This is a genomic window from Rhodovulum imhoffii, assembly GCF_003046545.1.
Classification (GTDB): domain Bacteria; phylum Pseudomonadota; class Alphaproteobacteria; order Rhodobacterales; family Rhodobacteraceae; genus Rhodovulum; species Rhodovulum imhoffii.
The window spans coordinates 203,739-224,035 of record NZ_QAAA01000003.1; the positions used below are offsets into that span (position 1 = coordinate 203,739).

The window sequence follows — 20,297 nt, forward strand, 5'->3', positions numbered from 1 at the left end:
TGGTAGGATGAGCACATCCAGCCCCAAAATAAGCCTCGAATCGTCGCAAATCCGCCCTTTGGATGAGACCGTGATCAATCGCATCGCCGCTGGTGAGGTGGTGGAGCGACCGGCTTCCGCCGTCAAGGAGCTTGTAGAAAACGCGCTGGATGCCGGGGCGGGACGGGTGGATGTCGCCTGTGCCGACGGGGGCAAGACGCTGATCCGCGTCACCGATGATGGTCACGGGATCGGGGCGGCGGATCTGCCGATGGCACTGGCGCGTCACGCGACGTCGAAGATCGACGGTTCGGACTTGCTGAACATCCGCAGTTTCGGTTTTCGGGGGGAGGCGCTGGCCTCTCTTGCGGCGGTCGGGCGGTTGACGCTGACCTCCCGCAGGGGGGAGGATGCGGCGCGGATTGCGGCCGCGGGCGGGGAAATCGGCGCGGTCCGCCCCGCCGCTTTGGCGTGTGGAACGGTGGTGGAGTTGCGCGATCTGTTCTATGCCACGCCCGCGCGGCTGAAATTTCTGCGCAGTGACCGGGCCGAGGCGCAGGCAATCACCGATGTTGTCAAGCGGTTGGCGATGGCAGAGCCATTCGTCAGCTTTACCCTGCGGGACCTGACAGGCGGGGGCGAGGGGCGCGTGGTTTTTCGGGCCGATGCGGAAACCGGCGACCTGTTCGATGCGCTGCACGGTCGTCTGGCGCATGTGTTGGGGGTGGAGTTCGCGGAAAATGCCCTGCGCATCGATGCGGAGCGTGAGGGTCTTCGCCTGACCGGCTATGCGGCGCTGCCGACATATTCGCGCGGGTCGGCGGTGGCGCAGTATTTCTTTGTCAACGGGCGGCCCGTGCGGGACAAGCTGTTGATCGGGGCGCTGCGCGGGGCCTATGCCGATTTCCTGTCGCGGGATCGTCACCCGGCGGCGGTTTTGTTCATTCACTGTGATCCGCACCGGGTGGATGTGAACGTCCATCCCGCCAAGGCGGAGGTGCGCTTTCGGGAGCCGGGCGTGGCGCGGGGGCTGGTGGTGTCTGCCCTCCGGCACGCATTGGCCGAGGCAGGTCACCGGGCCTCGACCACCGTGGCGGGGGCGGCGCTTGGTGCGATGCGGCCCGAGACCCCGGCCCGTGTTTACCAGATGGATCGCCCCGGCGCCGGGGCGCTGTCCGTGGCGATGCGAGGGCAGGCGCCGCTGGCTGCGCAGTTCGATGAAGCCAGCGCCCGCTATGAACCGCCCGCCGCGGCGGTGGATCCGGCCCATCTGCCGCTGGGTGCGGCACGGGCGCAGGTACACGAAAATTACATCATCGCGCAGACGGAGACCGGTATTGTCATCGTCGATCAGCATGCGGCCCATGAGCGGCTGGTCTACGAAAAGCTGAAGGCGCAGATGGCGGAAACCGGTGTTGCGGCGCAGGCGCTGCTGATCCCCGAGATCGTGGAGATGGGGGAGACCGATAGCGCCCGCGTGCTGGATGCCGCCGGGGATCTCGCCCGTCTTGGGCTGGTGGTGGAGCCTTTCGGGCCCGGAACGATCTGTGTGCGGGAAACCCCGGCCATCCTGGGGGCAGTCAACGCCCGCGCCCTTCTGGCGGATATTGCCGATGAACTGGCCGATCTCGGTCAGAGCAGCGCCTTGCAGGAGCGGATCGAGGCGATTCTCAGCCGGGTGGCCTGCCATGGCTCGGTCCGGTCGGGCCGGTGGATGCGGATCGAGGAGATGAACGCGCTTTTGCGTGAGATGGAGGCAACCTCCCATTCCGGTCAGTGCAACCATGGCCGGCCGACTTACGTGGAACTGAAGCTGGCTGATATCGAGAGGTTGTTCGGGCGCACATGATCGAAGTCTATGGGCAGATGTATCGGTGGGACGATCCGGCGGTTCTGGGCGCCGGGGCGGTCTTGGTTCTGGTGGTGCTGGTGCTGGGGCTTTTGGTTTTGGCGGTGCGTCGTGCGGGCCGGTCGGCGGATCTGGCGGAGCCGCTGATCTACCAGATGAACCAGTTGACGGGTCGCGTGCAGGCGCTTTCCGATGGGCAGCAGCAACTTTCCGGCGGGTTGAGCCATGTCTCCGAGGCGCAGGCGGCCAGCCAGTCACAGATGTTGCAACTGATGGAAAGCCGCCTGCAACAGGTGAGCGAACAGATGAACCAGAACCTTTACGGATCGGCCCAGAGGACGGCGAAATCCCTTGGAGAGTTGCAGCAGCGACTGCAGGCGATCGACAAGGCGCAGGCGAACATCGAAAAGCTTTCCGGGGATGTTCTGGGGTTGCAGGATATCCTGTCCAACAAGCAGACGCGCGGGGCCTTCGGGGAGATTCAACTCCATGACATCGTGTCGAAGGCACTGCCCTGCGACAGCTACACGATGCAGGCGACCCTGTCCAACGGCAAGCGGGCGGACTGCCTGATCCACCTGCCCAACCCGCCGGGGCCGATCGTGATCGACAGCAAGTTCCCGCTGGAAGCCTATGAGGCCCTGCGCCGGGCCGGCACGCCCTGGGATGTGAACGAGGCGGCCAAGCTGCTGCGCAGTTCCGTCAGGGCGCATATCAAGGCGATTTCTGAGAAGTATATTCTGGAGGGCGAAACCGCCGATGGGGCGCTGATGTTCCTGCCGTCAGAGGCGGTTTACGCAGAGTTGCACGCCAATTTCCCCGAAACCGTGCGCGACGGGTTCGATGCGCGGGTTTGGATCGTGTCGCCCACCACCTGCATGGCAACGCTGAACACCATGCGCGCGATTCTCAAGGATGCCCGGATGCGCGAGCAGGCCGGTGAGATTCGCAAGACGTTGAAACAACTTCACCGGGACGTGGAAATCGTCGTGGAGCGGGTCGGTAAGCTCAATGCCCATTTCGGTCAGGCCCGCGCGGATCTGGAGGGTATCGGCATTGCCGCGGAAAGGGCCGGAAAACGTGCCGCCCGGCTGGACAATTTCGATTTCGAGGATCTGAGCCCGGAACCCGAATTGCACCGTTTGCCGGGCGAATAGATCAGATTCGCAGGAAAGGTTGGGCGAGGCGGGGCAGAAGACCCGAAAAGCGGAGCGGCGCATCGGTTGCGGCCAGGCAGATGCAGTCCCGTCCGGGGGCGGCGACGGGTGTGTGTTGCAGGTCTTCAGCCGCGATCTCGATATCGCCGGGGCCGAAATGGTCCTGTCCGTCTTCAAAGGCGCCCTGAAGCACCAGTGTCAGTTCCAGGCCATTATGGCCGTGGTCGGGCACCGCCACCCCGGCGGGGATGTGAAGAAGCCGTACGCTGGCCATGCGGGAAGTCGGCAGGATCGCCTGCCGCACGCGCCCACCCACGGGCCGCCAGCGCACGGCGTCTATATCCCCGCCGACATAATCGCGCAGCGGCGCGGGGAAGAGACCGGGGGAGGGCGGAGCCGGAATCTTCTGTTCCTGCGGGGTCTGTCCGATCAGGCGCAGTGTTTTGGCAAGGCTGTCTGTGTCCATTTCACAGGGGGTGGTGACGTCCAGCACCGCGCCGCCCACAGCCTCATACCCGGCAAGCCGGGCGCGACAGTCATCACACAGGGAGATGTGGCTCGCCACGACAAGGTTGAAGGCTTCGGGCAGGGAGCCCGTAGCATAGCCCATCAGCAAGGCGTCGGTCAGGTGGTGTTTTATCGTTTTCGTCATTTGCTCATCTCGTGGCGCAGGCGGTTCAGGGCCAGCCGGATACGGGATTTGATGGTTCCAAGCGGCAGACCTGTTTCAGCGGCGATTTCGCTGTGGGACAGGTCGCCGAAATAGGCGCGCTCAATCAGGGTGCGCTGGGTTTCGGGCAGGACGGAGAGGGCCTTCGCGAGCTGTGCGCTTTCCTGTTGCAGCGCGGTGACCTCGACAGGGTCGGGCGTGTGTTCCGGCCCCCAGGGCAGATCCTGCGGTGCGGGCCGTTTCTGACGGCGCAGCGCGTCGATGCGGCGGTTGCGCGCGATCGTGAAGACCCATGTCGCCACGCTGGCCCGCTCCGGGTCGAAGAGGTGAGCCTTGTGCCACAGCGTTGCCATCACTTCTTGTGTACATTCCTCTGCAAGCGGGGCCTCGGCCCCCGATTTCATCAGAAACGCCTTTACCCGCGGTGCGAAATGGCCGAACACTTCGGCGAAAGCCGCCTCGTCGCGGGTATCCCGGATCCGTTCTACAAGCTGCATCCAGCGGGCATCGGGCGTCTCGTTCTCCGTCACGGTGTCTGACCTCTTGGGGGGATGCATTCTGTTCAGAGCATACCCGGCACGCCGGGGCGCTGCATCCGTTTCCTTCCGGGCTGTGACACCATTCATGACCATGGTACGTTGCCCGGCCAGGTCCGGATCACTTTGCGCAAAAAATGATCCGGGGGCGGGCCGCGAACGTAGATCCAGATGAAAAAACCAAAACTCCACAGAGGGACATCCGAATGCCATTCGAACTTGCCGCCGCGCCCCGGCGTATTGCCGTGATCGGGGCCGGAATATCCGGCCTTGGTGCGGCGCATGTACTGGCCCGCGATAACCATGTGACCCTTTACGAGGCCGAGCCCCGCCTCGGGGGGCATGCCCGCACGGTGATCGCGGGCAAACGGGGCGATCAGCCGGTGGACACGGGGTTCATCGTATTCAACTATGTCAATTACCCGCATCTGGTGTCGCTGTTCCAGGAGTTGGACGTGCCGGTCGCGAAATCGGACATGAGCTTTGGCGCGTCGCTTGACGGAGGACGATTCGAATACGGGTTGCGCAGCCTGCGCGCGGTGTTCGCCCAGCCGTCGAACGCGCTCAGCCCGAAATTCCTGGGGATGCTGCGCGATGTGTTGCGTTTCAATGCCCGTGCAGTGGACCTGGCCCGCGGATCGGACATGACCATCGGAGAATTCCTTGCCGCTCTGGGGACCGGCGACTGGTTTCGGGATCGCTACCTGCTGCCCCTTTCGGGGGCGATCTGGTCTACGCCGACGCGGGGCATACTCGATTTTCCTGCCCATGCGATGATCCGCTTTTTCGAAAATCATGCCTTGCTCAGCCACACGGGCCAGCATCAGTGGTATACGGTCCGGGGCGGTTCGGTCGAATATGTGCGCCGGGTGGAAAGCGCGCTGCGCGATAGGGGCGTGGAGATTCGCACCCGCGCGCCCGTGGCCGCCGTCCGCAGAAGCCCGTATGGGGCCGAAGTCAGGCCACGATGCGGAGAGTGGGAACCTTACGACGCGGTGATTCTGGCCACGCATTCCGATCAGTCGTTGCGGATACTGACCGATCCCACCCCGGACGAACGGGCCGCGCTGGCTGCGATCCGATACCAGCCGAACACGGCGGTTCTGCATGCGGATACGGCGCTGATGCCCAGGCGCCGCGCAGCCTGGGCCAGTTGGGTCTACACCGAGGAAACCGGAAAGCAGAGCGACCGCATCGACCTGACCTACTGGATGAACTCCTTACAGCCCATTCCGCAGGACGATCCGCTGTTTGTGACGCTGAATTCCCAGCGCCCGATCCGGGAAGACCTGATCCACGATACCGTCACCTTTGCGCATCCGGTCTATGATCGTCCGGCGTTGAAGGCGCAGGCCGACCTGCGGGCGGCGAACGGGACGAACAATATCTGGTTCTGCGGGGCCTGGATGAAGAACGGCTTTCACGAAGACGGCCTGGCCAGTGCCGTTGAAGTGGCCGAGGCCCTGACCCGCCGCGCCGGTCGGGAGGTGGCGGCATGAGCCGTGTCGATCACATTCGCGGGCAGACATATCACGCCCGGCGCGGGGCGGTGGATCATGCGTTCCGATATACCGTCGATTACGTCCTGCTGGATGCGGAAGACGCGGCACCGCAAAAGCCCGCCCTGTTTTCGCGCAACCGCGGCAATCTTGCGGCCCTGCATGATGTGGACCACGGCGGCACGCCGGGTGAGGGACGCGGCGTGGCCTGGGTACGTGAGGTGCTGGCCGCCCATCATCTCGGCGCGGTCGATGGGCGGGTGGATCTTCTGGCCCAGCCGCGTGTTCTGGGCCACCAGTTCAACCCGGTCAGTTTCTGGCTTTGCCACGGGCAGAACGGCAGGCTGCGGGCGGTGATCGCCGAGGTCAACAATACCTTTGGCGACCGGCATTCCTACCTGTGCCACCACCCCGACCAGCGTCCGATCACGCCCTCCGATACCCTGGCCGCACAAAAGATCTTTCACGTTTCCCCGTTCCAGAAGCTGGCGGGGACGTACCGTTTCAGGTTCGATATCGGCGAGGAACGGGTGGGAGTATGGATCGATTATTCCGACGGGGCCGAGGGGGGGGTTTACGCAACGCTCACCGGGCGCCGCCGGGCGCTGGGCAACCGGGAGATCCTGATGTCTCTGGTCCGCCGGCCGCTTGGGTCACGCCGGGTCCTGGCGTTGATTCACTGGCATGCGCTTCGGCTTTTCCTCAAGGGAGCATCTTACCGGCGGCGTCCCGAGCCTCCGGGACGGGACCTTTCCTGATGGGGGCGCCTTTGCCCGGTTATGCGCTGTTTGCTGCGATGCTGGCGGCGGCGGGCCTGCCGATCTACATCCACGCCCCCAAATTCTATGTCGATGAATACGGTGTCGGGCTGGGGGCGATGGGCGCGGTGCTGTTTGCGCTGCGTTTGCTGGACGTGGTGCAGGATCCGGCGCTGGGCTGGCTGTCCGAGCGCCTGCACGCACGGCGGGGCATGGCCGTGGCCGGGGCCGTGGCGGTACTGGCGGGGGCGATGGTGGGACTTTTCGCCGTGACGGCCCCGATCGCGCCGCTGGTCTGGTTCGCGGCGATGCTGACGGCATTGTTCTCGGCTTTCAGCTTTCTCAATATCACCTTTTATGCGCAGGGCGTGACACGTGCGGGAAAAATGGGCGCGGGGGGGCATGTGCGGCTGGCCGCCTGGCGGGAGACCGGGGCGCTTTTGGGAGTCAGCGCGGCGTCGGTTGCGCCGGTTGCGCTGATAGCGATGGCGCGGCCGTTCACGGGGTTTGCCGTCGGGTTCGCCGGGCTGGCGGTTGTGGCGGCGCTTTCCATGCGGGACGAATGGGGGCGAAGCGCGACGGCCCGCGCCGGTGCCTTGTCGCGGGTATTGACGGATTCCGTTGCCCGCAGGCTTCTGGCCGTGGCGCTGGTCAACGCGATGCCACTGGCGGCAACCTCGACGCTGTTCCTGTTTTTTGTCGAAAGCCGTCTGGATGCGCCGGGATGGGAGGGGCCGCTTTTGCTGCTGTTTTTTCTTTCCGCGGCCGGGGCGGCCCCGGTCTGGGCGTGGCGTGCGCGCCGTAGCGGGGCAAAGCCCACGCTGTTGGCGGGCATGGCGCTTTCGGTACTGGCTTTTGGGTTCGCATCCCTGCTGGGGGCGGGGGATGTGGCGGCCTTTGCTCTGGTTTGCGTGGTGTCCGGTGCGGCGCTGGGGGCTGATATGACGCTGTTGCCCGCGCTTTTCGCAAGCCGGATGGCGCAGGTCTCTCCCGGCGCCGGGCAGGGGTTCGGCCTGTGGTCTTTTGTCTCAAAGTTCACGCTGGCCTTCGCTGCGGTCATACTGCTGCCCCTCCTGGAAGCCGGGGGCTTCACCGCGGGCCGGGAAAACCCGCCCGAGGCGCTGCGGATGCTGAGCGTGCTGTACGCGGTGATTCCCTGCGTGTTGAAACTCATTGCGATCGGCCTTCTGGCCGCGACGCCAATCCGAACGGAGGATACCCGATGATGTCTTTCTTTATGGGGCTGCTGCTGGTGCTCACCCTGGTTGTGCTGCACCAGCGTTTCCTGGGGTTTGCAGCGCAAAAGCCCGAGGATTACGCCGATGGGAAACCCGATTTCGACATCCGCCGCCATTTCGACGGCACGATTGTGTGCGAGGGGGTTATCTATGGCCCGACGGGACGCGTGGTGTCGCGTTTCGTGGCCGACATGGAGGCCCGCTGGGACGGGGATACCTGCGTCATGCAAGAGGAATTTCGCTATGACAGCGGTGCGACCCAGAGCCGCTGCTGGACTTTCCGCATGAATCCCGATGGCAGCTTTCGTGCCGAGGCGCCGGACCTTGCCGGTCCGGGCCGGGGGGTGCAAAAGGGGTCTGGTGTGCAGTTGAAATATCGTATCAAGCTGCCAGAGGATTCGGGGGGCCATGTGCTGGATACCACCGACTGGATGTATTTGATGGAAAACGGCGCGATCATGAATCGCAGCCAGTTCCGTAAGTTCGGCATCCCTGTCGCGGAACTGGTCGCGACCATGCGCCCGAAGGAGGCCGCGTGAGGGAACTTATCGGAAAACGCTACTGGATTGTGGGCGCCAGCGAAGGGCTGGGCCGGGCCGTTGCAGAGAAACTCAGCCGTATGGGGGCACATGTTGTCCTGAGTTCCCGCACCGCCGACCGGCTGGAGCAGCTGGCCGAAACCCTGCCCGGGAAGGCAGATGTGGTTACCGTGGATGTTGCCCGAACCGATTCCGTGCGTGCCGCCGCCAAGGCGGCGGGGGACATCGATGGCGTGGTCTACCTGGCGGGGGTGTACTGGCCCCAGGCCGCGCAGGACTGGAATGCCGGCGAGGTCGAGGAGATGTGCGATATCAACTTCCTCGGCGCGGCGCGGGTGATGGGCCAGGTCGTGCCGGGATTTCTCGAACGCGGCCACGGCCATATCGTCCTGACGGGCAGTCTCGCGGGGTTTCGCGGCCTGCCGGGCGCAATCGGGTATTGTGCGTCCAAGGCCGGGGTGATGACGCTGGCCGAAAGCATGCATGCGGATCTGCGCGGGACGGGTGTGGATGTACAGCTTGTCAATCCGGGCTATATCCGTACCCGCCTGACCGCAAAAAACGACTTTTCCATGCCCTTCCTCATGGAGCCCGAGGAGGCCGCCGCCGACATTGTCGAACACATGCGTACCGACAATTTCAAGCGCAGCTTTCCCGAAGTGTTTTCCTGGCTGTTCCGCCTGGCGCAATTTTTGCCGGACTGGGCCTATTACCCGCTGTTCGCCGCGCGCCGTTAAGGCATTTAACCCCTTGTTTGCAGAACGGGTGCGGGTGACAATGCCCCGACCCGCCCGGAGGAGTAGATATGGAAGAGCTGTTGGAAATCAGCCCGGCCAAGGTCGTGCACATTGTCTTTCAGGCCCGTGAAAAGGCCATGGCGGAGGCTGAGCTGCGCGCGTTCATCGAGGCCCTGAACGAGGATGAAAAAGCCAGCCTTGTCGCGCTGGTCTGGATCGGGCGGGAGACCTTCGATGCGGAAGATCTGGCCGAGGCCATCGCCACGGCCAAGGCGGAGGCGACCACGCCAACGGAGAATTACCTGGTTGGGATGCCGCTTTTCGCGGATTATCTTGAGGCCGGGCTGGAAGCGATCGGTATTTCCCCCACCGAGGTCGAGGAAGATTTCTTCGACCGCTGAGTTGGGAATCCTCCCGTCAGGGTCTCTTTGCCCGGCGCGCTTCGGCGCGCCGGTTTTCTTTCGCGCACAGATTGAAAATCCTGCGCAATCTTTCTCTTGACCCTGTGAAGCGGGTGGGCAAAAGTTGCCACAAGACTTCGTGTGAGAGGAGACCGGCATGCCGGGTCACGCAGAGGTCGAGAGGAGAATTCGGACGCTCCGCGTCCGTGGAGGAGGCAGCATCTGCCGTTGATCGCGTTCCCCCCGTTTTTCGGGGCGGGGTCCCTGTGCCTGACACCGGGGCGTGAGCAATGCCGGGCGCTGCACAGGGAGGAAATTTTGCTGTCACAAAGCGCGTCTGCGGGCGAATTGTGTTCCATTCCGGCATTGCTGGCCCGGAATGTGCGGGAGTACGGTAATCGTCCCGCCTATCGTGAGAAGGAATTCGGGATCTGGCAAAGCTGGACCTGGGGCGAGGCCGCGGACGAGATCCGGGCGATGGCGCTGGGCTTCATGGCGCTGGGGCTGGAACGGGGCGAACATGTTGCCGTGATCGGGCGCAACCGCCCGGCCCATTACTGGGCGATGGTTGCGGTGCAGATGTGCGGCGCGGTGCCGGTCCCACTGTATCAGGACGCTGTGGCCGAAGAGATGGCCTATGTGCTGGATCATTGCGGCGCACGTTTCGTCGTTTGTGGCGACCAGGAGCAGGTGGACAAGGTCATTGAGGTTCAGGACAAGATTCATCACATCGAGCATGTCCTCTACAACGACAAGCGGGGCATGCGCAAATACGACCATACGCATCTCCACTGGCTGCACGACATCGGGGCCGAGGGCCGCGCTGCCCATGCCCGGTTCGAGCCCGAACTGGACAGGCGCACCGCCGAGCTGACCTGGGACCATACCTGTGTGATGCTGTATACGTCCGGCACCACGGGCAAACCCAAAGGCGTGGTCCTGTCCAACCGTAACATCCTTGAAACCGCCCGCGCTTCGGTTGAGTTCGACCACCTGGGACAAGATGAGGAGGTCCTGGCCTACCTGCCCATGGCCTGGGTGGGGGATTTCATCTTTTCCATGGGGCAGGCGATGTATGCGGGGTTTTGTGTCAACTGCCCCGAAAGCCCCGAAACCATGATGACCGATCTGCGCGAGATCGGTCCGACCTATTTCTTCGCCCCGCCCCGTATCTTCGAGACCATGTTGACCAATGTGATGATCCGTATGGAGGACGCGGGCGATCTGAAGCACGCATTGTTCAAGTATTTCATGGATTTCGCCAAGACAACCGGCGAAGAATACGGTATGCCACGCTACCGGACCAAGCGGTCCAGGCCGACGCTTCGGCGCCGCTTTCGCTGGTTCTATCGTTACGCGATGGGGATCGGGTTCGCGCTTGAAACGCTGGTGGAAAACACCGTGCGCGGGTTTTTCGCGCGGCTGCGCCATCCACTGGAGGCCCGCAAGCATTTCAGGGCGCGTGGCCCGCTGCTGAACCTGTATCCGCGGCCGTTGCGCGATTACTTCAATTATCGGACCGGCGATGTCCTCATCTACGGTCCGCTGAAGAATACGCTGGGCCTGTCGCGCATCCGTGTGGCTTATACTGCGGGTGAGGCCATCGGCCCGGAGATTTTCGAGTTTTACCGGTCTCTGGGGATTAATCTCAAACAGCTTTATGGTCAGACCGAGGCCAGCGTCTTCATCACCCAGCAGCCTGATGGAGAGGTGCGTTCCGACACCGTGGGCGTGCCGTCGCCAGGCGTGGAAGTGAAGATCGGAGAGAATGGCGAGGTCTACTACCGCAGCCCCGGCACTTTCGTAAAATACTACAAGAATCCCGAAAGCACCGCCGATACCAAGGACCCGGAGGGCTGGGTGGCAACGGGCGATGCCGGTTTCTTCGAGGACGTCACCGGCCACTTGCGTATCATCGACCGGGCCAAGGACGTCGGAAAGATGGCTGATGGCAGCCTCTTCGCTCCGAAATACGTGGAGAACAAGTTGAAATTCTACCCCGACATTCTGGAGGCCGTGGTCTTCGGTGCGGGGCGGGAAACCTGCACCGCCTTCATCAATATCGATCTGACGGCAGTCGGCAACTGGGCAGAGCGCAACAACATAGCCTATGCCAGCTACCAGGAACTGGCCGCGCACCCGCGTGTGCTGGAAACCATTGGGGCCCATGTCGCGGAGGTCAACCGCTCGGTCGCCGAGGATGACATCCTCTCGGGGTGCCAGATCCACCGTTTTCTTGTGCTTCACAAGGAGCTGGATGCCGACGATGGCGAGATGACCCGCACCCGCAAGGTGCGCCGCAACATTATCGCCGAAAAATATGCCGACCTTGTGGCCGCGCTCTATGACGGGTCCGAAAGTGTCTACACAGAGACCGAGGTCACGTATGAAGACGGGCGCAAGGGCCGGATCAAGGCCACGTTGCAAATCTGCGATGCCGCCGTCGAAAATCCCAAGCACAAACGGCAGGAGGCAGCTTAATGTTTGAGTCAAGCGGCCTTTTTGAAGTTTGTAGCGTAGGGCGTCCGGTTGCTGGCGATTGCCGGCGGATCGTTCTCGACAGCCATCGAGAACATGACTTTGGCATCGCGGTCGATGGCGCAGGCCCAATGGGCCTGCTTGGCGATGTCGATACCGATGAATGCTTGCATGGGCACCTCCCGGATTCCTGTTGTTCTCGGCAGCCCGGTGCCGCCGTCGTCGCCTTACATAGCGATGGATCGCACAGCCTAATCAGCGGTCGAACAGGGCGCCGGGAGCGGGTGGATTTGCCACCTGAGCCATCGCGGGCGGCTAGCATGATGTCCATGCCCGCTCCCCTGCCGATCCGCGATCATCGCATCAAGCGAAGCTCCGGAAAAGCAGGCGCAAACGCGCTCTTGAAAGGTAAGCCCGCATGAATGTCATGAGCAATGACCCCTACACGACCGCAGATGGCCGCAGGATCGGCGGCGTTCTGATGGAAATGAAAAACATCACCCTGCGTTTCGGCGGGGTGGTGGCGATCAAGGACATCAGCTTTGACATCCGCGAGGGGGAGATCCGCGCGATCATCGGCCCCAACGGGGCTGGAAAATCCTCGATGCTGAACGTGATGTCGGGCTTTTATACGCCGACGGAAGGCGAGGTCTGGTTCGAGGGCTGTCCGCGTCCCCAGATGCGCCCCTATCAGGTGGCGCGGCAGGGTATCGCGCGGACCTTCCAGAACATCGCGCTGTTTCAGGGGATGTCGACGCTGGACAACATCATGACCGGGCGCATCACCCGGATGAACAGCAACCTGCTGAACCAGGCGCTGTGGTGGGGCAAGGCGGAAGCCGAGGAAACCGTGCACCGCGAGGCAGTGGAAAAGATCATCGACTTTCTCGAGATACAGCATATCCGCAAGACCCCGGTGGGGCGCTTGCCCTACGGCCTGCAAAAGCGGGTGGAACTGGGCCGTGCGCTGGCCGCGGAGCCGCGCATCCTGCTGCTCGATGAGCCGATGGCCGGCATGAACGTGGAAGAAAAGGAGGATATGTGCCGCTTCATTCTCGACGTGAACGATGAGTTCGGAACCACCATCGCCTTAATCGAGCACGATATGGGCGTGGTCATGGACCTGTCCGACCGTGTCGTGGTCATGGATTACGGCAAGAAGATCGGCGATGGCACCCCTGACGAGGTGCGCAGCAATCCCGAAGTGATCGACGCCTATCTGGGGGTGAGCCATGACTGACCAATTTCTTTACGCCATCGAGGTGATGATAAACGGGCTTATGGCCGGGGTGCTTTATTCGCTCGTGGCGCTCGGTTTCGTTCTGATCTTCAAGGCCAGCGGCATCTTCAACTACGCCCAGGGGGTCATGGCGCTGTTCGCGGCGCTGACGCTGGTGGGCCTTCAGAAGGGGCAGATCCCGTTCGCGCATCTCATCAACGCGATGTTCGGCACGGATATCCACTATTTCGGCTGGGAACTTCCGGCCATCCTGGCGATCGCGCTGACCGCTGGGGTGATGGTCGTCCTCGCGATCCTGATCGAGAGGTTCATCCTCAAATACCTGGTCAACCAGGAGCCGATCATCCTGTTCATGGCAACGATCGGGCTGGCTTATTTTCTTGAAGGCCTTGGCGACGTGATGTGGGGGTCCGATATCAAGACGCTCGATGTCGGGTTGCCGCAAGGCGCGAGCCTGTGGGCCGAACAAGCCACTTCGGGGCTGGGGAGCGAAAATTTCTACGGTTTCTTCATCGACAAGCTGGACATCGCCGCCGCGCTGACGGCCGCCGCGCTTGTGATCTCGTTGACGCTGTTTTCCCAGTACTCCAAGCAGGGAAGGGCGCTGCGGGCCGTGGCCGATGACCATCAGGCGGCGCTTTCGGTGGGGGTATCGCTGCGCTTCATATGGGTGCTGGTGTGGTCCATCGCCGGAATCGTGGCGCTTGTCGCGGGCATCATGTGGGGGGCCAAGTCCGGGGTGCAGTTTTCGTTGTCGCTGATCGCGCTGAAGGCGCTGCCGGTGTTGATGCTGGGGGGGTTCACTTCGATTCCCGGCGCGATCGTGGGCGGTTTGATCATCGGTGTCGGCGAGAAACTGTTCGAGTTCACCATCGGCCCGATGATCGGCGGCGCGACGGAGAACTGGTTTGCCTACGTGCTGGCGCTGGTGTTCCTCGTGTTCCGTCCGCAGGGCCTGTTTGGCGAAAAAATCATCGAGAGGGTGTGATGCCGATGCGCAAAGTCCTTTCCGTTTTTACTGGCGCGCGCGCCGCTCATACCCCGGAGGCCTGACATGTTTTACCGCGAAGCAGGGGATTTCAAGACATCCTATCTGAGCGACAGCCAGACATTTCCCATCCGGTTCGACAGGTTCCGCTACTACGCCGTGCTGGCAGTGGCATTCGGAGTGATCCCGTTCCTTATCAACGATTACTGGGCCAGTGCGGTGTTCGTGCCGTTCCTGATCTATGCCATCGCCGCGATCGGGTTGAACATCCTGACCGGCTATTGCGGTCAGGTCAGTCTGGGGACCGGCGGGTTCATGGCGGTGGGGGCCTATTCGGTTTACAAGCTGATGACGGCTTTTCCCGATGTGAACATCCTGATCCATGTCGTCCTGGCGGGGATGATCACTGCTGCGGTGGGGGCGCTTTTCGGTCTTCCCAGCCTGCGGATCAAGGGGTTTTACCTTGCCGTGGCCACGCTGGCGGCGCAATTCTTCCTGGTGTGGCTGTTCAACAAGGTCCCGTGGTTTTACAATTACTCCGCCTCGGGGCAGATTTCCGCGCCGGAACGCACGCTTTTCGGCGTCGCCCTGACCGGTCCCAATACGGACGCATCGGTGAAATACCTTGTATGCCTCGGTTTCGTGGTGGTTCTGGCCTGGGTGGCCCGCAACCTCACCCGCGGCACCGTGGGGCGCAGCTGGATGGCAATTCGCGACATGGATATCGCCGCCGAGATCATCGGGGTCAATCCGCTGCGTGCCAAGCTGACGGCGTTTGCGGTCTCGTCCTTTTTCGTCGGCATCGCGGGGGCCTTGTTCTTCGCCGTCTACCTCGGCGCGGTCGAGGTGGGGGAGGCCTTCGGAATCCAGAAATCCTTCCTGATCCTTTTCATGGTGATCATCGGAGGGCTTGGATCCATCTTCGGGAGCTTTGCCGGAGCGGCCTTTTTGGTGCTCTTGCCGGTGTTGCTGAAAAACGTGCTGGTCGGGGGGCTGGGCTGGCCCACGGACCTGGCCGCACATCTCGAGCTGATGGTGGTTGGTGCGCTCATCATCTTTTTCCTTATCGCCGAACCGCATGGACTGGCGCAGCTTTGGCGCATCGCGAAAGAAAAACTGCGGCTGTGGCCCTTCCCGCATTGAGGGGCCGGCCAAATTCAAAGGGAGGAACTGAACCCATGACCAAGACAACCCTGATGACCCTTGCCCTTGGCGCGGCTTTGGCCGCCGGGCCGGCGCTGGCCGATCTGGTGTTCCCGGATCTGAGCTATCGCACCGGGCCTTACGCCGCCGGGGGTATCCCGTTTTCAGACGGCTACCAGGATTACTTCACCCTGATGAACGAGCGTGACGGCGGCATAGGCGGCGCGAAAGCCAGGGTGATAGAGTGCGAAACCGCCTACAACACGGAAAAGGGTGTGGAATGTTACGAGGCTACCAAGGGTGAAGGCGCACTGATCTATCAGCCGCTTTCGACTGGCATCACGTATCAGCTGATTCCCAAGATCAGCGCCGACGGCATTCCGCTGCACACCATGGGGTATGGCCGCACCTCCGCAGCCAACGGGAAGGTGTTCGAGTGGGTGTTCAACTACCCCGCCAATTACTGGAATGCGGCTTCCGTTGCCATCAACTACCTGCTGGAAGAAAACGGCGGCAACCTGAGCGGAAAGAAGATCACGCTGCTTTACCACAATTCCGCCTATGGCAAGGAACCGATCCGTACCCTGGAGGAGTTGGCCTCAAAGCATGGCTATACGTTCAACTCCATCCCGGTAGACCATCCGGGACAGGAGCAGAAAAGCCAGTGGCTCCAGATCCGGCGGGAGCGCCCCGATTACGTCATCATGTGGGGTTGGGGGGTGATGAACCAGGTCGCCATCCAGGAGGCCGCGAACATCCGTTTCCCGATGGAAAACTTCATCGGGGCCTGGTGGTCGGGCGCCGAGCATGACGTCAGCCCGGCCGGGCAGGCGGCCCATGGTTACAAGGCGCTCAACATGAACCGTATCGGCGATTTGCCGGTGTTCGACGACATCCGCCAATATGTCGTGGAGCCGGGTCTGGCTGCGGGCGACGGCTCCAACGTGGGGTCGGTGCTCTATACCCGCGGGATGTATGCGGCGATGCTGGCGGTTGAGGCCGCCAGGACGGCGCAGGGAATCCACGGCACGCCTGATATTACCGCCGCAATGATGCGTGACGGCATGGAGGCGCTGGAAATGACAAATGCCAGGATGGAGGCCCTTGGCGCCCCCGGCATCGGCCCGGAATTTTCGGTCAGCTGCGAAAACCACGGCGGGTCGGGGATGGGGATCGTCCAGCAGTGGGATGCCAATAACGGCGAATGGGTCGCCCTGACCGATTACATCCCCTCCGACAATGAGGTAATCGATCCGCTGATCGTGCAGGACTCGATGGCCTTCGCCGGGGAGAACAACATCACGCCCCGCTGCGAGTAACGCCAACCGGCCCGGCCGCACAGGCCGGGCCCCCACCACAGATCGAGGCCGTGATGCTGGACGCAGGACGAACCGAAGAAAACATTCTTGAAATCAACAATATCGAAGTGATCTACAACCACGTCATTCTCGTGCTCAAAGGCGTGTCGCTGTCGGTTCCCAAGGGTGGAATAACCGCGATCCTGGGCGGCAACGGTGCGGGCAAGACGACGACGCTCAAGGCGGTGTCGAATTTGCTGCGATCGGAGCGCGGGGAGGTCACGAAAGGCAGCATCGTCTACCAGGGTGCGCGCATTCAGGATCAGCCGCCCGCGGATCTTGTGCGCCGCGGCGTGATTCAGGTCATGGAAGGGCGCCACTGTTTCGAGCATCTCACCGTGGAGGAAAATCTGATGACCGGCGCCTACACGCGCACTGACGGGCGCGCGGCGGTTCAGCGGGATCTGGAAATGGTCTACTCCTATTTCCCACGCCTCAAGGAGCGCCGAAAGTCGCAGGCGGGTTACACATCGGGAGGGGAGCAGCAGATGACCGCCATCGGCCGCGCCCTGATGAGCCGCCCGGACATGATCCTGCTGGACGAGCCCAGCATGGGCCTTGCTCCGCAACTCGTGGAGCAGATCTTCGAGATTGTGAAATCGGTCAACGAGAACGAGGGTGTGACCTTCCTGCTGGCCGAACAGAATACAAATGTCGCCCTGCGCTACGCCCATTATGGGTATATCCTTGAATCCGGGCGTATTGTCATGGACGGCCCCGCCGATGAACTGCGGGAAAACCCGGATGTGAAGGAGTTCTACCTTGGCATGTCCGATGAGGGCCGCAAGAGTTTCCGTGAGGTGCGCAGCTATCGCCGCCGCAAACGCTGGCTGAGCTGAGGGGCGTCATGACGTATTTCGACGATTGGGAAATCCGCTCCGCGGATCAGCGGGACGCGTCGCTGGCCGAGTTCCTGCCCGCGCAGGTGGCCGCCGCGAAAACCCTGCCGGGTTTTGTGCAGACGCTGGGTACGGTGGAAGCCGGGGCCGTCACCTCGCGTGCGGCGCTTGCCGGCTTGCCTGTCCTGCGTAAATCCGAACTGACCGGCGCGCAGGCCAAGGCCCCGCCTTTCGGCGGTTTCACCGTCTGCCCACCCGGAGGGTTCGACCATATCTTTCAGTCCCCCGGTCCGATCTATGAGCCGGGCCGCGTTACCGATAACTGGTGGCGTTTGGGGCGCTTTCTGCATGCGCTTGGGGTTGGCAAGGGCGATATTGTCCAGAACTGTTTCGGCTATCACCTGACCCCGGCTGGCATGATCTTCGAAAGCGGGGCACGGGCTGTTGGTGCGGCGGTTCTGCCTGCCGGGACCGGCCAGACCGAGCTTCAGGCCCGTGCGGCCCACGACATCGGCGTGACCGCCTATGCCGGGACGCCGGATTATCTGAAGGTGATCCTCGACAAGGCCGATGCGCTGGGGCTGGACCTGTCCCGCCTGCGCCGCGCGGCTGTGTCGGGGGGGGCGCTGTTTGCGTCCTTGCGACAGGAATATGCCGATCGGGGGATCACCTGCCTGCAATGCTATGCCACCGCCGATCTTGGAAATATCGCCTATGAATCCCCCGCGATGGAGGGGTTGATTGTCGATGAGGGCGTGGTGGTCGAAATCGTTCGCCCCGGAACCGGCGATCCGGTGCCCGATGGCGAAGTGGGAGAGGTGGTGGTGACCACTCTGAACCCCGATTACCCGCTGATCCGGTTTGCCACGGGGGATCTGTCTGCGGTGCTGCCGGGGGCGTCGCCCTGCGGCCGGACCAACATGCGTATCAGGGGCTGGATGGGGCGCGCCGACCAGACGGCGAAGATCAAGGGGATGTTTGTCCGGCCCGAGCAGGTGGCCGAACTGGTTGCGCGTCATGCGGAAGTGACCCGCGTCCGGGTCATTGCCACCCGCGACGGGGAGATGGACGCGATGACCGTGAAAATCGAATCCCCAGCCACGGACGCGACCCGATATGCCCCCAGCGTGGCAGAGGTTCTGAAGCTGAAAGGCACGGTGGAAATCGTGCCGCCGGGCAGCCTGCCCAACGACGGCAAGGTCATCGACGACCAGCGCAGCTATGGCTGATCCGCAGGTTCAAAAAACCAAAAAGCCGCCCCAAGGGTGGCTTTTTCGCTGTCGCGGTCTTGTCAGCCCTGGCGGGCCTTGAAGCGGCGCTGGGTCTTGTTGATGACGTAGATCCGGCCTTTGCGGCGCACAACGCGGCAATCGCGGTGACGCTGCTTCAGCGAGCGGAGCGAGTTACGGACCTTCATGGTCTTCTCCTCATATCGCGGCGCGTCCCGCGCCTTTGGGTTTCTGCCAGCCTGCCCCGGAAGGGAAGGAGTGAATGGTGGGCGGTACTGGGATCGAACCAGTGACCCCTACGATGTCAACGTAGTGCTCTACCGCTGAGCTAACCGCCCGATACCGTCCGCGCACACCGGTGCGTCGGTTCGCAGGTCTATAAAAGGAGTCGGAAGGGTGTTCAAGTGGCTTTTGGCATGTCCCTGAAAAGCGTTATAACGACTTTGAAGAAGGAGCATGCATGCAAAAGGCTTTTACCCTTGTCCGTCCGGAATGTCTGGCGACATCGGTGGTGTTTTCGTCGCCTCACAGCGGGCGTAGTTACTCCACCGCGTTCCTGCGCCAGACGGTTCTGGATGAGCACACGGTACGTTCTTCCGAGGACGCCTTCATAGACATGCTGCTTGCGCGGGTGCCGCTTCTGGGCGCGCCGCTTCTGGCCGCTTCGATGCCCCGCGCGTATCTCGATCTTAACCGCGCGCCGACGGATCTCGACCCGGCGGTCATTTCCGGGGTGCGCATGCAGGGCTATAATCCGCGGGTGAGTTCCGGTCTTGGGGTGATCCCCCGCGTGGTGGCCAATGGGCGGGTCATCTACCGCGGCAAACTATCCCACTCAGAGGCCGGGACCCGGCTGAAGACCTACTGGTATCCATATCACGCGCAGCTTTCGGCGCTGCTCGATGAGGCGCACGCCCGCTTCGGGAGAGCAATTCTGATTGATGTCCATTCGATGCCCAGCGAGGCGGTCCAGGGGTGTTCCCATGCATCTTCACGCCGCCCGGAGGTGGTTCTGGGGGATCGGTTCGGCACATCGGCCAACCCCGAGATCGTCGACCGGATCGCCGGGGTTTTCAGCCGTGCGGGATTGCAGGTGGCCCGGAACACGCCCTTTGCCGGGGCCTATATCGTCGAACGTTATGGCCATCCCGCCCGAAACCGCCACGCCGTGCAGGTGGAGATCGATCGTGCGCTTTACATGAACGAGAGCCGGATTCGCCCGAACGGAAATTTTCCCGCCTTTCGGCGGTTGATGACCGCAGCCCTTGCGGAAATCGTTGAAATCGGCCGGGGAGATATGCCGCTGGCGGCGGAGTGATCACTTCACCGCGCGGATCAGCTTGCGCTCCAGCACCCGCAGCACGGTTTTCAGATCGCTCCCGCGCCGCAGAACCTGACCGTCCATTCCCAGAACCGTGTACATCCCTTGACGGTTGCGCAGCGCCGGGCGCTTTTCGATCCGGTAGAGCGGGCATTCCGCGCTTCGGCGAAAGACGGAAAATACTGCCACGCCGCGCAGGCAGGAAATGCCGTAGTCGCGCCATTCGCCCGCCGCAACCATCCGCCCGTACACCGAGAGGATCATACCAAGTTCCCCGCGGTTGAAAGCGACCTGCCCGGAAGTCCCGAAAGAGGGCGGAGGAGCGATGTTCATGGGCG

Annotated in this window: 21 protein-coding genes and 1 tRNA gene; 16 read left to right on the top strand and 6 right to left on the bottom strand. The window is 62.6% G+C overall.

The window, feature by feature from the left end:
* The first annotated feature begins 7 nt into the window (after positions 1 to 7).
* Together mutL and C8N32_RS04120 are read left to right on the top strand one after the other, a co-directional pair.
* Positions 8 to 1,828 carry a DNA mismatch repair endonuclease MutL gene (gene mutL, locus C8N32_RS04115; RefSeq protein ID WP_107891196.1) on the top strand — a complete coding sequence of 607 codons (1,821 nt, stop codon included), beginning with the start codon at positions 8 to 10 and terminating at the stop codon, positions 1,826 to 1,828.
* Positions 1,825 to 2,985 carry a DNA recombination protein RmuC gene (locus C8N32_RS04120; protein WP_107891197.1) on the top strand — a complete coding sequence of 387 codons (1,161 nt, stop codon included), beginning with the start codon at positions 1,825 to 1,827 and terminating at the stop codon, positions 2,983 to 2,985. Before mutL ends, C8N32_RS04120 begins: the two co-directional genes overlap by 4 nt.
* A 1-nt stretch (position 2,986) precedes the next feature.
* On the opposite strand, the gene C8N32_RS04125 is transcribed toward C8N32_RS04120, so the two are convergent.
* Together C8N32_RS04125 and C8N32_RS04130 are read right to left on the bottom strand one after the other, a co-directional pair.
* On the bottom strand, positions 2,987 to 3,637 hold the full coding sequence (locus C8N32_RS04125) for a ChrR family anti-sigma-E factor (protein ID WP_107891198.1): 651 nt from the start codon (positions 3,635 to 3,637) through the stop codon (positions 2,987 to 2,989).
* The gene (locus tag C8N32_RS04130) at positions 3,634 to 4,152 is read right to left on the bottom strand and encodes a sigma-70 family RNA polymerase sigma factor (protein ID WP_242509614.1); all 519 of its coding nucleotides are present in this window, start codon (positions 4,150 to 4,152) and stop codon (positions 3,634 to 3,636) included. The genes C8N32_RS04125 and C8N32_RS04130 overlap by 4 nt, the downstream gene beginning before the upstream one ends.
* A gap of 245 nt (positions 4,153 to 4,397) precedes the next feature.
* Here C8N32_RS04130 and C8N32_RS04135 point away from each other — a divergent pair, with 245 nt between their 5' ends.
* The 7 genes from C8N32_RS04135 (at position 4,398) to C8N32_RS04165 (ending at position 11,844) form a co-directional block, all read left to right on the top strand.
* Entirely contained in the window at positions 4,398 to 5,690 is a 1,293-nt protein-coding gene (locus C8N32_RS04135) for an NAD(P)/FAD-dependent oxidoreductase (protein ID WP_107891199.1), read from the top strand.
* A complete protein-coding gene (locus tag C8N32_RS04140) occupies positions 5,687 to 6,448 on the top strand; it encodes a DUF1365 domain-containing protein (protein WP_107891200.1) in 762 nt (253 codons plus the stop codon). Before C8N32_RS04135 ends, C8N32_RS04140 begins: the two co-directional genes overlap by 4 nt.
* The gene (locus C8N32_RS04145) at positions 6,448 to 7,674 is read left to right on the top strand and encodes an MFS transporter (protein WP_107891201.1); all 1,227 of its coding nucleotides are present in this window, start codon (positions 6,448 to 6,450) and stop codon (positions 7,672 to 7,674) included. Before C8N32_RS04140 ends, C8N32_RS04145 begins: the two co-directional genes overlap by 1 nt.
* Entirely contained in the window at positions 7,674 to 8,225 is a 552-nt protein-coding gene (locus C8N32_RS04150; protein WP_420853814.1) for a DUF3833 domain-containing protein, read from the top strand. The genes C8N32_RS04145 and C8N32_RS04150 overlap by 1 nt, the downstream gene beginning before the upstream one ends.
* Entirely contained in the window at positions 8,222 to 8,962 is a 741-nt protein-coding gene (locus C8N32_RS04155) for an SDR family NAD(P)-dependent oxidoreductase (RefSeq protein WP_107891203.1), read from the top strand. The genes C8N32_RS04150 and C8N32_RS04155 overlap by 4 nt, the downstream gene beginning before the upstream one ends.
* 77 nt (positions 8,963 to 9,039) lie before the next feature.
* The gene (locus tag C8N32_RS04160) at positions 9,040 to 9,363 is read left to right on the top strand and encodes a DUF3775 domain-containing protein (RefSeq protein ID WP_107891256.1); all 324 of its coding nucleotides are present in this window, start codon (positions 9,040 to 9,042) and stop codon (positions 9,361 to 9,363) included.
* Positions 9,364 to 9,681: 318 nt separating this feature from the next.
* Positions 9,682 to 11,844, top strand: coding sequence for an AMP-binding protein (locus C8N32_RS04165; RefSeq protein ID WP_420853813.1), 2,163 nt, complete (start codon positions 9,682 to 9,684; stop codon positions 11,842 to 11,844).
* Between the two features lie 8 nt (positions 11,845 to 11,852).
* Here the strand turns inward: C8N32_RS04165 and C8N32_RS04170 are convergent, their stop codons facing one another.
* Complete coding sequence (locus C8N32_RS04170; protein ID WP_107891204.1) at positions 11,853 to 12,014, bottom strand: IS110 family transposase; 162 nt, start codon at positions 12,012 to 12,014, stop codon at positions 11,853 to 11,855.
* Positions 12,015 to 12,259: 245 nt separating this feature from the next.
* Here C8N32_RS04170 and C8N32_RS04175 point away from each other — a divergent pair, with 245 nt between their 5' ends.
* The 6 genes from C8N32_RS04175 to C8N32_RS04200 all read left to right on the top strand — a co-directional run bounded on the left by C8N32_RS04175 (position 12,260) and on the right by C8N32_RS04200 (position 18,638).
* Complete coding sequence (locus tag C8N32_RS04175) at positions 12,260 to 13,081, top strand: ABC transporter ATP-binding protein (RefSeq protein ID WP_107891205.1); 822 nt, start codon at positions 12,260 to 12,262, stop codon at positions 13,079 to 13,081.
* Positions 13,074 to 14,069: a branched-chain amino acid ABC transporter permease gene (locus C8N32_RS04180; RefSeq protein ID WP_107891206.1), complete on the top strand. Its 996-nt coding sequence runs from the start codon at positions 13,074 to 13,076 to the stop codon at positions 14,067 to 14,069. The genes C8N32_RS04175 and C8N32_RS04180 overlap by 8 nt, the downstream gene beginning before the upstream one ends.
* A 66-nt stretch (positions 14,070 to 14,135) precedes the next feature.
* Positions 14,136 to 15,212 (top strand): branched-chain amino acid ABC transporter permease, encoded by a 1,077-nt coding sequence (locus C8N32_RS04185; RefSeq protein WP_107891207.1) that lies wholly within the window; start codon positions 14,136 to 14,138, stop codon positions 15,210 to 15,212.
* 35 nt (positions 15,213 to 15,247) lie between these two features.
* The gene (locus C8N32_RS04190) at positions 15,248 to 16,531 is read left to right on the top strand and encodes an ABC transporter substrate-binding protein (protein WP_107891208.1); all 1,284 of its coding nucleotides are present in this window, start codon (positions 15,248 to 15,250) and stop codon (positions 16,529 to 16,531) included.
* 53 nt (positions 16,532 to 16,584) lie between these two features.
* Positions 16,585 to 17,409: an ABC transporter ATP-binding protein gene (locus C8N32_RS04195; RefSeq protein WP_107891209.1), complete on the top strand. Its 825-nt coding sequence runs from the start codon at positions 16,585 to 16,587 to the stop codon at positions 17,407 to 17,409.
* An 8-nt stretch (positions 17,410 to 17,417) separates the two neighbouring features.
* Positions 17,418 to 18,638 (top strand): phenylacetate--CoA ligase family protein, encoded by a 1,221-nt coding sequence (locus C8N32_RS04200; protein ID WP_107891210.1) that lies wholly within the window; start codon positions 17,418 to 17,420, stop codon positions 18,636 to 18,638.
* Between the two features lie 62 nt (positions 18,639 to 18,700).
* On the opposite strand, the gene ykgO is transcribed toward C8N32_RS04200, so the two are convergent.
* Together ykgO and C8N32_RS04210 are read right to left on the bottom strand one after the other, a co-directional pair.
* The gene (ykgO, locus tag C8N32_RS04205) at positions 18,701 to 18,826 is read right to left on the bottom strand and encodes a type B 50S ribosomal protein L36 (RefSeq protein WP_107891211.1); all 126 of its coding nucleotides are present in this window, start codon (positions 18,824 to 18,826) and stop codon (positions 18,701 to 18,703) included.
* Positions 18,827 to 18,901: 75 nt separating this feature from the next.
* Positions 18,902 to 18,976, bottom strand: a tRNA-Val gene (locus C8N32_RS04210).
* A gap of 122 nt (positions 18,977 to 19,098) precedes the next feature.
* On the opposite strand from C8N32_RS04210, the gene C8N32_RS04215 reads away from it, so the two are divergent.
* Entirely contained in the window at positions 19,099 to 19,956 is an 858-nt protein-coding gene (locus C8N32_RS04215; protein WP_107891212.1) for an N-formylglutamate amidohydrolase, read from the top strand.
* Here C8N32_RS04215 and C8N32_RS04220 read toward each other — a convergent pair whose 3' ends face one another.
* Positions 19,957 to 20,292 (bottom strand): DUF2794 domain-containing protein, encoded by a 336-nt coding sequence (locus C8N32_RS04220; RefSeq protein WP_107891258.1) that lies wholly within the window; start codon positions 20,290 to 20,292, stop codon positions 19,957 to 19,959. It lies immediately after the preceding gene.
* Positions 20,293 to 20,297: the final 5 nt, after the last annotated feature.

What these genes read in the sequence shown, in the direction of transcription:
- mutL (WP_107891196.1), top strand. Translation starts at nt 8, where the DNA reads ATGAGCACATCCAGCCCCAAAATAAGCCTCGAATCGTCGCAAATCCGC.
- C8N32_RS04120 (WP_107891197.1), top strand. Translation starts at nt 1,825, where the DNA reads ATGATCGAAGTCTATGGGCAGATGTATCGGTGGGACGATCCGGCGGTT.
- C8N32_RS04125 (WP_107891198.1), bottom strand. Translation starts at nt 3,637, where the DNA reads ATGACGAAAACGATAAAACACCACCTGACCGACGCCTTGCTGATGGGC.
- C8N32_RS04130 (WP_242509614.1), bottom strand. Translation starts at nt 4,152, where the DNA reads ATGCAGCTTGTAGAACGGATCCGGGATACCCGCGACGAGGCGGCTTTC.
- C8N32_RS04135 (WP_107891199.1), top strand. Translation starts at nt 4,398, where the DNA reads ATGCCATTCGAACTTGCCGCCGCGCCCCGGCGTATTGCCGTGATCGGG.
- C8N32_RS04140 (WP_107891200.1), top strand. Translation starts at nt 5,687, where the DNA reads ATGAGCCGTGTCGATCACATTCGCGGGCAGACATATCACGCCCGGCGC.
- C8N32_RS04145 (WP_107891201.1), top strand. Translation starts at nt 6,448, where the DNA reads ATGGGGGCGCCTTTGCCCGGTTATGCGCTGTTTGCTGCGATGCTGGCG.
- C8N32_RS04150 (WP_420853814.1), top strand. Translation starts at nt 7,674, where the DNA reads ATGTCTTTCTTTATGGGGCTGCTGCTGGTGCTCACCCTGGTTGTGCTG.
- C8N32_RS04170 (WP_107891204.1), bottom strand. Translation starts at nt 12,014, where the DNA reads ATGCAAGCATTCATCGGTATCGACATCGCCAAGCAGGCCCATTGGGCC.
- C8N32_RS04175 (WP_107891205.1), top strand. Translation starts at nt 12,260, where the DNA reads ATGAATGTCATGAGCAATGACCCCTACACGACCGCAGATGGCCGCAGG.
- C8N32_RS04180 (WP_107891206.1), top strand. Translation starts at nt 13,074, where the DNA reads ATGACTGACCAATTTCTTTACGCCATCGAGGTGATGATAAACGGGCTT.
- C8N32_RS04185 (WP_107891207.1), top strand. Translation starts at nt 14,136, where the DNA reads ATGTTTTACCGCGAAGCAGGGGATTTCAAGACATCCTATCTGAGCGAC.
- C8N32_RS04190 (WP_107891208.1), top strand. Translation starts at nt 15,248, where the DNA reads ATGACCAAGACAACCCTGATGACCCTTGCCCTTGGCGCGGCTTTGGCC.
- C8N32_RS04195 (WP_107891209.1), top strand. Translation starts at nt 16,585, where the DNA reads ATGCTGGACGCAGGACGAACCGAAGAAAACATTCTTGAAATCAACAAT.
- C8N32_RS04200 (WP_107891210.1), top strand. Translation starts at nt 17,418, where the DNA reads ATGACGTATTTCGACGATTGGGAAATCCGCTCCGCGGATCAGCGGGAC.
- ykgO (WP_107891211.1), bottom strand. Translation starts at nt 18,826, where the DNA reads ATGAAGGTCCGTAACTCGCTCCGCTCGCTGAAGCAGCGTCACCGCGAT.
- C8N32_RS04215 (WP_107891212.1), top strand. Translation starts at nt 19,099, where the DNA reads ATGCAAAAGGCTTTTACCCTTGTCCGTCCGGAATGTCTGGCGACATCG.
- C8N32_RS04220 (WP_107891258.1), bottom strand. Translation starts at nt 20,292, where the DNA reads ATGAACATCGCTCCTCCGCCCTCTTTCGGGACTTCCGGGCAGGTCGCT.